10 protein-coding genes and 1 rRNA gene (1 of these 11 running past the window's edge) are annotated in these 11,019 nt (G+C 60.0%); 4 read left to right on the top strand and 7 right to left on the bottom strand.

Annotated features, from left to right (window positions below; all coding sequences use genetic code 11):
* From RPE78_RS10800 to RPE78_RS10780, 5 genes are all read right to left on the bottom strand, one after another.
* Positions 1-21: ribosomal RNA gene (locus RPE78_RS10800) — 16S ribosomal RNA — on the bottom strand; it reaches 1,447 nt to the left of the window's first position.
* A 680-nt stretch (positions 22-701) separates the two neighbouring features.
* Positions 702-1,424: a CDP-diacylglycerol--serine O-phosphatidyltransferase gene (gene pssA / locus RPE78_RS10795; RefSeq protein ID WP_339106980.1), complete on the bottom strand. Its 723-nt coding sequence runs from the start codon at positions 1,422-1,424 to the stop codon at positions 702-704.
* A 10-nt stretch (positions 1,425-1,434) separates the two neighbouring features.
* Positions 1,435-2,133, bottom strand: coding sequence for a phosphatidylserine decarboxylase (locus RPE78_RS10790; protein ID WP_406720542.1), 699 nt, complete (start codon positions 2,131-2,133; stop codon positions 1,435-1,437).
* Positions 2,134-2,342: 209 nt separating this feature from the next.
* Positions 2,343-3,278, bottom strand: coding sequence for a methyltransferase domain-containing protein (locus tag RPE78_RS10785; RefSeq protein WP_406720541.1), 936 nt, complete (start codon positions 3,276-3,278; stop codon positions 2,343-2,345).
* A gap of 114 nt (positions 3,279-3,392) precedes the next feature.
* A complete protein-coding gene (locus tag RPE78_RS10780; RefSeq protein WP_406720540.1) occupies positions 3,393-3,623 on the bottom strand; it encodes a sulfurtransferase TusA family protein in 231 nt (76 codons plus the stop codon).
* A gap of 133 nt (positions 3,624-3,756) precedes the next feature.
* On the opposite strand from RPE78_RS10780, the gene RPE78_RS10775 reads away from it, so the two are divergent.
* The 4 genes from RPE78_RS10775 to RPE78_RS10760 all read left to right on the top strand — a co-directional run bounded on the left by RPE78_RS10775 (position 3,757) and on the right by RPE78_RS10760 (position 9,004).
* Positions 3,757-4,515 carry a cytochrome c biogenesis protein CcdA gene (locus RPE78_RS10775; RefSeq protein WP_339106976.1) on the top strand — a complete coding sequence of 253 codons (759 nt, stop codon included), beginning with the start codon at positions 3,757-3,759 and terminating at the stop codon, positions 4,513-4,515.
* A gap of 230 nt (positions 4,516-4,745) precedes the next feature.
* The gene (rplM, locus tag RPE78_RS10770; RefSeq protein WP_339106975.1) at positions 4,746-5,207 is read left to right on the top strand and encodes a 50S ribosomal protein L13; all 462 of its coding nucleotides are present in this window, start codon (positions 4,746-4,748) and stop codon (positions 5,205-5,207) included.
* Between the two features lie 2 nt (positions 5,208-5,209).
* Positions 5,210-5,704 (top strand): 30S ribosomal protein S9, encoded by a 495-nt coding sequence (gene rpsI / locus RPE78_RS10765; RefSeq protein WP_339106974.1) that lies wholly within the window; start codon positions 5,210-5,212, stop codon positions 5,702-5,704.
* Between the two features lie 567 nt (positions 5,705-6,271).
* Entirely contained in the window at positions 6,272-9,004 is a 2,733-nt protein-coding gene (locus RPE78_RS10760; RefSeq protein WP_406720539.1) for an Rne/Rng family ribonuclease, read from the top strand.
* Positions 9,005-9,153: 149 nt separating this feature from the next.
* Here the strand turns inward: RPE78_RS10760 and RPE78_RS10755 are convergent, their stop codons facing one another.
* Positions 9,154-9,540, bottom strand: a complete 387-nt coding sequence (locus tag RPE78_RS10755; protein ID WP_406720538.1) for a hypothetical protein — start codon at positions 9,538-9,540, stop codon at positions 9,154-9,156.
* Positions 9,541-9,671: 131 nt separating this feature from the next.
* On the bottom strand, positions 9,672-11,000 hold the full coding sequence (locus tag RPE78_RS10750; RefSeq protein ID WP_339106971.1) for a sigma-54 dependent transcriptional regulator: 1,329 nt from the start codon (positions 10,998-11,000) through the stop codon (positions 9,672-9,674).
* Positions 11,001-11,019 lie beyond the last annotated feature (19 nt).

Genomic DNA, 11,019 nt, shown 5'->3' with positions numbered 1-11,019 from the left:
CAGGATCAAACTCTCAAGTTGAAAGCGATTTACATCGCTAACCTTGACGCATGAACCTTCGCACATCGTCTATCCAATTGGATAAACGCTTTCTGCTTACCGTTCTCACTTGCGTGAAACCGACAAACAGTGAAGCTGACACTCACATCATCGGGCCGAAACCCTAGTGAGCCGATATGCAAACGATCATTTAGTCGATCATCGACCAAACCGCCCGCATATCTCTTCAGTAAAACCATCAATGTCAAAGAGCCGAAGACAAAAATTACCAGCAGCACCCAATCCTCAGGTGCTAACCGCCAACCTAATCTTCCGAATTTCTATCGCTTCAACCGCTTCAAACCGTCTCTTTCGATCCCGTCCGCCGCGGCTTCCGCGCCCCGCTGCGTCGTCTGCCGCTGCGGTGAAGCGGTATTTACGGAGAACACCCACAACCCGCAACCCCTTTTTTCACAAAAACATGCCAAAAACCAAAAAAATCAGCCAACCAACTGAAATTAAAGCATATATTTCGAACAGTTTTATGCCCGTTTTTTAGTCCGACATCGCCAGCCCTACCATTTTCCGAAGAACAGGCCTGAAATCCGCCGAATCCTGGCCGAGTCAGGCGTGCTCCCTTCCCTTTCTGCCCCTCCAAAACACGACAGGCCCGCCAATATATGGCGGGCCTGTCTTTTGCATGGGGCACGGAGAGGGCGGTTCTAGAACAGACGTCCCTTTTCGCGGAAGATCGGCGGCACCAGAAGCGCGACATAAATACAGCCGCAAATGACCATCAGCAGCCAGAAGCGTGTGAAAATCATCCCCATCATCACAACCATCGCCATGAAGAGGAAGATCGTCAGCCCTTTAGGGATGCGCATCGCCTTCGGGGAAATCGTCTTGATCCGCGAGATCATCAACAAGCCGACGATGCCGACCCAGATTGCCACCATAATCGGTGCCTGACGCGCATCCGCGATACCGGAAAGCGTAATAAAGACCGGCATAAGGCAGAGCCCCGCCCCCGCCGGCGCAGGTACGCCGGTGAAATGGCGCATGGAATCCGGCTCCGAGCGCATGACATTGAACCGTGCAAGGCGCAGACACCCTGCCCCCGCGAAGGCCAGCACGAAGACCCAGCCCAGCGAATTGGTCTCGCCCAGAGCGAATTGATAGACCAGCAGCGCAGGCGCCACGCCAAAGCACAGGAAATCGGACAGGCTGTCGAGCTCGGCCCCGAATTCGGACGTGGCGCGCAGCCGGCGTGCCAGCAGACCATCCATTCCGTCGATTACGGCCGAAAGCACGATCAGGATCACGGCCGTCTCGAACTTGCCCGTCATGGTAAACCGGATCGAGGTCAGCCCGAGGCACATCCCCGAAATCGTCACCAGATTGGGGATGAGCTGCAGGAAGGGCAACCTGTCTTCACGTTCGGCCATCAGTCTCTCCTTAACGCTGGCCGCCCAGACGCGGCTCTTTTGCGGATGCCAGATCAGCTAGCACGGTTTCGCCCGCAATCATCGTCTGACCGATCACAACCTGCGGCGAGACACCTTCGGGCAGGTAGATATCGAGGCGCGACCCGAACCGGATCAGGCCGAAGCGCTCGCCGGTCAGCAACGCCTGCCCTTCCTTGACTTCACACAGGATACGGCGTGCCACGAGACCCGCGATCTGCACCACACCGTAGGACCGACCGTCGGGCATCTGCACCGCAAGGCCGTTGCGCTCGTTCTCCGAACTCGCCTTGTCGAGCGAGGCATTCAGGAACTTGCCCGGGTGATAGGCGATACGGGTAATCTTGCCCTCGTGCGGCAAGCGGTTCACATGGCAGTTGAAGACGCTCATGAAGACGGAAATCCGCGTGAGCGGCAGATCACCAAGCCCCAGCTCGACCGGCGGCACAGCCGGTTCCAGCAGAGAAACGATCCCGTCGGCGGGCGATACCATCAGCCCGTCGCGCACCGGCGTCACACGCTCGGGGTCGCGGAAGAAATAGTAGCACCAGACCGTCAGCCCGACACCGATCCAGCCCAGAGGCTCGCAGATCAGGAAAAGGACCACAGTCACAGCCGCGAAGATCGCAACGAATTTGCGCCCCTCGCGGTGCATCGGCTTGATAAAGGTAGAAAGCATGGAGACGGACATGAGGGCCCTTTCTTGTGTTTTTCCGACAGCTAGGAAAATCCGGGCGAATTTGCAAACCGTATCATGCAACCTATCACACGGGGGCCGGATCGCCCAGTCTCCGATCCGGCGAACGAGCAGGGCGCATGGACGGCCAAGAACAGCTCCACCGCGTCGTTGCACGCCCTACACCGCTTTCGGTCGCGGCGACGGGGCATCCAGAGACACAGTTACAGACATAGGGCGCGCATATCCGTTTCCTGCTGCGGAGATGTATCGGCACGACGCTGCGCCTGCACGATCAGGCCTTCGATAGGTGCCCCCCGATCCATCCGCAACCAGTCCGTGGTGATCGCCGCCTCGAAACCTGCCAGATCCAGCAACTCCGCCAGATGATGGCGCGAATGTGCGTAGCGGCGCGACGGGCGCAGAATATAGGCCTCGGGGCCGTCATGCAGCTCAACCGTAAAGGCAAACCGCCCGCCCGGACGAATCGCGGCCGACACCCAGCCGATAATCTGTTCCAGCGCCCCGATATAGGCAAAGACATCGGCGGCGGTGATCAGGTCCCAGCGGCTCTCTTCGGGCATAAGGGCGGAAAGGTCGCGCTTTTCGAGCGCGTGGTAACAGGCCTTGGCCCCGGCCTCGCGCAGCATTTCGGAGGAAATATCCCAGCCTTCGAGCCAGCCGCTTTTCGCAGCCAGTTCACGCCCCATCAGCCCTGTGCCACATCCCAGATCCAGCACCCGCTCGTACTGGCATTGCAGGTCGCGGGCCAAAAGGGCGGGCGCGCGATAGTCGAGCTTGCTCAGCAGCGACTCCTCGAAGCCGGAGGCATATTGATCGAACAATGCCTCGACAAAGGCTGTCGGCATGGCATCGGAAAGCGAACGCGGATGCAGCAGATCCAGCCTGAGGCTTGCCCCAAGACGGTCTTCCGGATCCAGCTCCAGCACCCTCTCGAAAGCGGCCTCGGCCAGATCAAGGCCCGCATCGGCGCGGATTTCCCCCAGACGGAACCAGCCTGCAGCCCAGCGGGGCGCCCGTTCCAGCGCCTGCTGGTAAAGCTCTGCGGCGGCGGCCGGATCGGACGGCAGGTAGGATTCGGCATAATCTGCGCGGCGATCTGCCAGAAGATCGCCCGACGTCATTACAAGCGGTATCATGTCGGAAAAATCGCTCTATAGACGGAGTCACGGCTCCGCAATCGCGCTTTATGCCAGCCAAGATATAAGTCAATATGGTTCGGCAAACCACAGATCATATCCGCGCGAGAGCGGTTATTTGCGCCGCACCAGATAGGCCAGAACCCCGTCGCGCTCTTCCGCCGAGATCATCTCGTGACCGGTCTGTGCGCAGAAATGCGGCACATCGACCCAAGAGGCACGGTCGGTCGCCTCCAACAGCGCCACCGCCCCCGAAGGCAACCCTTCAAGCACCTTGCGCAAGCGCAGAACCGGCAAGGGGCACAACAAGCCCTTGGCATCTATCCATGTGGTATCGTCTTTCATGGGCGGCACAATGCGCAAGCTTGGCCCCCTTGTCCACTCGGAAGAGAACAGGCGAGGACAAAACATCATCCGCGCCGCATACCGCGCGAAAACGGGAAGTGACCCGCGCCGATTTCTATAGTATGGCCAAACCATGTTAGATGCACAGCTTGTCCTCGATGCCGCCTTCCTCCCTGCCCTGCTGATTGCGGTGCTCGCCGGAATATTGTCTTTCCTCAGCCCCTGCGTATTGCCAATCGTCCCCCCCTATCTGGCCTTCATGGGCGGGGTCTCGGTGTCGGACATGCAGGGTGGCACCTCGAAAGCACGTGGCAAAGTGGTGCTGGCGGCGGTCTTCTTCGTGCTCGGGCTGTCTACTGTGTTCTTGCTGATGGGGATTTCCGCCTCGGCGCTCGGACGCGCGCTTGGCCCCTATCAGGACTGGCTCACAAAAGCGGCTGCGGTGATCATCATGATCTTCGGCGCCCATTTCATCGGTATCTTCCGGATCGGCTTCATGGACCGCGAGGCGCGCTTCAATACCGGCGATACCGGCGGATCGGCTTTGGGGGCCTATGTGCTGGGGCTGGCCTTCGCCTTCGGCTGGACCCCCTGCCTCGGCCCGATCCTCGGAGCCATCCTCAGCGTTGCCGCCTCGGGCAATGATATCGGCCGCGGCGTCGGACTTCTGGCAGCCTATGCCATAGGCCTTGGCATTCCCTTCCTGCTGGTGGCCGCCTTTTTCCCGAGCCTGCAAGGCGTCATGCGCTGGATGAAGCGCCACATGGGCCGGATCGAAAAAATCTCGGGCCTGTTGCTATGGACGGTCGGGCTGATGATGCTGACCGGACAGTTCACCGATTTCAGCTACTGGCTTCTGGACACTTTCCCCGGCCTCGCGGCGATCGGCTGAAAGAACAAGGCGCGCCCCCCCCCGCGCCTTTTTTGATGGCCCGGCCCTTTTCTGCGCCACGGATTCTGCCCAAGACCACCAAAAGCCTTGGAATTTATGGGGTATTTAAATACCTAAATTGCAAGTCATTGTAATGTATGTATTTTATCAAGATAAAGAGGCTTGATTTTGATTTGAAGATCGTAGAAAAGCCCCCAATCTGAATTCACAACCCGTCAAGGGACGATCTTATGAACACCTATACCGCAAAACCGGCGGAGATCGAAAAGAAGTGGATCCTGATCGACGCTGAAGGCGTCGTTCTGGGCCGCCTTGCTTCGATCGTCGCAATGCGTCTGCGTGGCAAGCACAAAGCCACCTTCACGCCGCACATGGACATGGGCGACAATGTCATCATCATCAACGCCGACAAGGTGCAGATGACTGGCAAGAAGCGCGATGACAAAACCTACTACTGGCACACGAACCACCCGGGCGGGATCAAATCGCGCACCGCGCGTCAGATCCTCGAGGGCAACCACCCCGAGCGCGTCGTGATCAAAGCCGTAGAGCGTATGATCTCGCGTAACCGTCTGGGCCGCGCCCAGATGTCGAACCTGCGCGTCTATGCCGGTGCCGAGCACCCGCATGAAGCACAGTCGCCCGAAGTTCTCGACGTCAAGTCGCTGAACAAAAAGAACACCCGGAGCTAATCATGGCTGAAGAACTCAAATCCCTCGACGATCTGAAGTCGGCCGTATCGGGCGTTGAAGCTGCTGGCGAAACCACCGTTTCGATCAACCGCGAGCCCGTCCGTGACGCACAAGGCCGCTCCTACGCGACCGGCAAGCGTAAAGACGCAGTTGCCCGCGTGTGGGTCAAGCCGGGCACCGGCAAGATCACCGTGAACGGCAAAGAGATGAAGGCTTACTTCGCTCGCCCCGTTCTGCAGCTGATCGTGAACCAGCCCTTCGGTGTTGCTGGCGTTGAAGGCGAATTCGACGTTTACGCGACCGTTGTTGGCGGTGGTCTGTCGGGCCAAGCAGGTGCCGTGAAGCACGGTATCTCGAAAGCTCTGCAAGTCTACGAACCGGCACTGCGTCCGGCTCTGAAAGCTGCCGGCTTCCTGACCCGCGACTCGCGTGTTGTTGAACGTAAGAAATTCGGTAAGCGCAAAGCACGCCGTTCGTTCCAGTTCTCGAAGCGCTAATCTTCGCGAATATCCAATTCCGGAAAGGGCCTGCCATCGTGCGGGCCCTTTTCTATTGCGACACTCCCACCGCGAGAAACTGCCCGATTTATCGCCTTTAGCGGCATTGCCGATACTTTCTCACAACCGGGTAAGCCCTTGTTAACCATTCGTTGACGAAAAACAGATTGTGTTTTCCACAAGGCACCGTCTATTGTTGTTTTTATGTTGGTGTTCTGTCACGTCACGTGATCCCACCCACGGATTTCGCTGAATTCCGGCCGGTAAGGTCCGCGCGTCACTCGCGCGACCCCGTCCAGGATCAACCGATTGGCCGCAAGGCCGCACGCCACGCCGGGCAACCCCCTCAGGGAAGAACGGCATCAGTTTGGGCGCGGACCACAAGTCCTACCCCGCCTTTAGGATGAAACGCGATGACGCGACCGGATGGACCAAGGAAGATGTCGGGCAGGCTCTACGCCGCCGCCTTCCCTCTGGCGACGTGCGCTCTCGCCACAGAAACAGACCACAAAGCACAGTCGCCTGGCCTTGCCACGGCGCGCCGTTCTTTGCGGGAAAGCAGGATAAATGGCAAAGAAAATGCTCATCGATGCCACACACGCGGAAGAAACCCGCGTGGTGGTTGTGGACGGGAATAAAGTCGAAGAGTTCGATTTTGAGACGATAAACAAGCGCCAGCTTGCCGGAAATATCTATCTGGCAAAAGTGACGCGGGTCGAGCCTTCGCTACAGGCCGCCTTTGTGGATTACGGTGGAAACCGTCACGGGTTCTTGGCTTTCGCCGAGATCCACCCTGATTATTACCAGATCCCCACGGCAGATCGCGAAGCGCTTCTGGCAGAAGAGCGCGCCCTTGCGCAATCCGACGAGGACGAAGAAGAAAAACCGGCGCGCACGCGTCGTCGTCGCCGTTCGTCGCGCAGCGATGCTGCGGAAACGCAGCCTGCACAGGCCGAGGCGACCGCAGCAGACGAGACCCTGCGTTCGGAAGATATTCCCGGCATGGGCGTGGCCGATCCGTCAGAGGACAACCTCCATATCGAGGATCACGACACCCCCCAATCCGACGACGCCCCCCATGATGCGGCCGACGAGCAGGAAGACGACCACGGCTCGGAAAGCGATCATGACGATGACGACATCGAATCCGTCGCCGAAGAGGATGTGAGCGAAGAGATCCGCCGCCCGCGCAAGCCCCGCGCGCGCCGCTTCAAGATCCAAGAGGTCATCAAGGTCCGCCAGATCATGCTGGTGCAGGTGGTGAAGGAAGAGCGCGGCAACAAGGGGGCGGCACTGACCACCTATCTGTCGCTTGCTGGCCGCTACTGCGTGCTGATGCCCAATACCGCCCGCGGTGGTGGCATCTCGCGCAAGATCACCAATGCCGCCGACCGTAAGAAGCTGAAGGATATCGCCTCGGAACTCTCCGTTCCGCAGGGCGCGGGTCTGATCATCCGCACGGCAGGCTCGCAACGCACCAAGACCGAGATCCGCCGCGATTACGAATATCTTATCCGTATGTGGCAGCAGATCCGCGAACTCACGATGAAGTCGGTCGCCCCCGCCCCGATCTATGAGGAAGGCGATCTGATCAAGCGCTCGATCCGCGACCTTTACTCGAAGGATATCGACGAGGTGCTGGTTGAAGGCGAGCGCGGCTATCGTGCGGCCAAAGACTTCATGCGGATGATCATGCCGTCCCATGCAAAGAACGTGCAGCATTATGCCGAGGCGCTGCCGCTTTTCGCGCGCTATCAGGTCGAGGGCTATCTGGCCTCGATGTTCAACCCCGTGGTGCAGCTGAAATCCGGAGGCTATCTGGTGATCGGCGTGACCGAGGCACTGGTGGCAATCGACGTGAACTCGGGCCGTGCGACCAAAGAGGGCTCCATCGAGGAGACCGCGCTGAAAACCAACCTCGAGGCCGCCGACGAGGTGGCCCGTCAGGTACGCCTGCGCGACCTTGCTGGCCTCATCGTCATCGACTTCATCGATATGGACGAGCGCAAGAACAACACCGCCGTTGAGAAACGGATGAAGGACAAGCTCAAGACCGACCGCGCCCGCATTCAGGTCGGCCGCATCTCGGGCTTCGGTCTGATGGAAATGTCGCGCCAGCGTCTGCGTCCGGGGATGATCGAATCCACTACGCAGCCCTGCCCGCATTGCCACGGCACCGGCCTCATCCGCTCGGATGACAGCATGGCGCTGCAGGTCCTGCGTGCGATCGAGGAAGAAGCCACCCGCAAGCGCGCCCGCGAGGTTCTGGTGCGCGTGCCTGTTGCCGTGGCCAACTTCCTGATCAACCAGAAGCGCGAACATATCGCCCTGATCGAGTCGCGCTACGGGCTTTCTGTCCGTATCGAGGCCGATCCGACGCTGGTCTCGCCCGATTACGTGATCGAGAAATTCAAAACCGCAACCCGTGTGGTGCCCGAAGCGGTGTCCAATGTGGTTCATGCCAGTGCAGAGTTCATGAGCGAGCTTGAAGAGCTGGATGCGGCCTTGGATGCGGAGATCGTCGAGGAAGACGAAGACGAGGCGCCCGAGGCTGCCACGGAAACGTCGACCGATGAAGGCCCGAAGAAGAAGAAGCGCCGCCGTCGTCGCCGTCGGAAATCGGGTGCGGATCAGCTCAATGATGAGGCTGAGACCGAATCTGACGAAGAGGACAGCGCCCCTGCGGCTGAGGCAGAGCCGGACGTCGCCGCAGAAGACGCCGAAGGCGAGGCCACGGCACCGGAAGTTGCAGAAGAGGCCCCCAAGCCCAAACGCAGCCGGTCGCGGTCGCGCCGCAAGCCCAAAGCCGAGGCTGAGGCTGAGGCTGAGGCTGAGGCTGAGACCAACGCCGAAGCGGGTGACAATGCGGCAGACACCACTGCCGAAGCCGAAACTGCGCCCGAGACCACCGCGGAAGCAGAAGATGCGCCCAAGCCCAAGCGCAGCCGGTCCCGCGCGCGTCGTTCGAAAAAGGACGAGACGCTCGCTGTCGAGGCTGAGGTTGAGGCTGTTGCAGCTCCGGCTTCCGGGACTGTTGCAGACACGGCCCCCGCCGCGGAGGCGGTAGCCTCTGTTCCGGAAGCCGATGCAGGTCTGGCAGAAATCGCCTCCCCTGCGGCACCGGTTGCCGAAGCCCCCGCCGCAGAGGCACCGGTTGCAGAGGCAGCGGTTGGCGAGGTCATCACGGCACAGGCACCGGTCGCAGAACGCGCGAAGGAAAGCACAGCCGAACCCGAAGCCGCGCAGGCGGAAGCGGATAACGCGCCCAAACGCCGGGGCTGGTGGAACGTCGGCAACTAAGCCCCCAAAGACTGCCAAAGGGCCTGAAGCATCCCTGCTTCAGGCCCTTTTTCTATGGCAGCCAAGTGCGCCATGCCGGCCAGCAACGGTCCAGAATGCGGGGCTGCGACAGCCCCCTCGGCGGCATTGCAGACCGCCATCGCAAAAACCTATTTGACGGTCCCGAGCCCGCGATCCTCTGCCGCCCCATCAAGCATATGCGTCATCTCTTCCACGCGCTCGAACCGTCCTTCGGGATCGCGCGTTGCAAACAGATAGACCTCCTGCACCACCTGATGCCCGTCGCGCTTGGTGGCGGAGACGATATGGCGGTCGGCATAGTTCAGGCCATCACTCACCTCGTCCAGAACCTCGATTTCCGCCGAGGCGACAAGCTCGCGAAGCTTCTGGACATGGAGACGGAATCCCTCCCGGTCGTCCCAGACCCCATTGGTGCGCTGGCGATAGTTCGGGCTGAAATGACGGTCCAGAACTGCGTCAAGCGGCAGGTCCTGACGGTTCAGAAGATCGTCCAAAGCCGTTTTGATATCTGTCATTTTTCCTCGCACGATAAACCCCTTCAGAGATTTGCGGGCTAACCGCCCCCCCGTCAAGATGGGGAGGCGGAGGCGGAAAAACAATGCGGCAGGGCACGGCACAGATTGGCCGCCCCGCCAAAGGCCTGCGCTCAGAGATAATCCTGACGGGCCAGACCGTATTTGGCCATTTTCTCGTTCAGGGTCCGGCGCGGCAGACAGAGTTCTTCCATCACGCTGGCAATCGAGCCTTTATGGCGGCGCATGGTATTATCGATCAGCATCTTCTCGAAATTCTCGACATATTCCTTGAGCGGCTTGCCCTCGGTGGTGATCGCCGGAATAGTGCTGTCATTGTCATCCGTCATCAACAGCGAGGCAATCGAACCCGAGCCGCGACGCGCCTGCAAAACGGCCCGCTCGGCAACATTGATCAACTGGCGCACATTGCCCGGCCAAGGGGCCTGCAGCAGCTGTGCGGCCTCTTGCGCGGTCAGCTCGGGGGTGTCACAGCCATATTCATCCGCAAACTGCTCGGCCATCCGCGCGAAGATCGTCAGCACATCCTCGCCACGGTTGCGCAGGGGCGGCAGGGTGATTTTCAGGGCCGCCAGCCGGAAATAGAGGTCGGGGCGCAGCACATCTTCCAGCGTCGTTCCCTCACCATGCTGGTTGCAGATCGCCACGATCCGCGTCTCCGCAGGCACGCCCTGCTCGGAGATGAAGGTCAGCAGACGGGCCTGCAAGGATTGCGAGAGCGCCTCGATATCCTCAAGGCAGAGCGTGCCGCCCCGCGCTTTCTCCACCAGCGGCAGACCGCTTTCGACAGGCCCGAACAGCTTGGTCGCCAGATCCTCCTCGGAATAGGCCGCGCAAGAAACGGTCACCATCGCCTTGCCCGCCCGCGAGCCCGTCGCATGCAGAGCATGGGCCACCAGCGTCTTGCCGGTGCCGGTCTCGCCATCGATCAGCACATGGCCATCGGCCTGACTGAGGTCGAGAATATCCTCGCGCAACCGCTCCATCGGTTCGGACGTGCCGATCAACTTGCCCATCATCTGTTCGCCATTGGCCAGATCCTTGCGGATCGCACGGTTTTCCAATGTCTGACGGCGGGCTTGGGTCGCGCGTTTGGCCAGTTCGTTCATCCGGTCGGGATCGAAGGGCTTTTCAAGGAAATCCATCGCCCCCAGACGCATCGCTTCCACCGCCATCGGCACATCGCCATGACCGGTGATCATGATAACCGGCAAGCCACTATCAATGCCCATCAGCCGTTTGAGAAATTCCATCCCGTCCATGCCGGGCATGCGGATGTCGGAAATCACGACACCGGGCCAATCGGCACCGATCTCTTTCAGCGCCGCCTCGGCACAATCGTAAGTTTCCGTGTCAAAGCCCGACAGGGCAAGCCATTGGCTGACGGATTGACGCATGTCTTCTTCATCATCGACAATTGCAATCTTCATCATTCGCGACATTTCGTTCTCCGTGGCGCGT

This window comes from Thioclava litoralis (assembly GCF_045278885.1).
In the GTDB taxonomy this organism is placed as follows: Bacteria; Pseudomonadota; Alphaproteobacteria; order Rhodobacterales; family Rhodobacteraceae; genus Thioclava; species Thioclava litoralis.
Note: the sequence above shows the minus strand (reverse complement) of the source record. Positions and strands in the feature narration are given on the sequence as shown.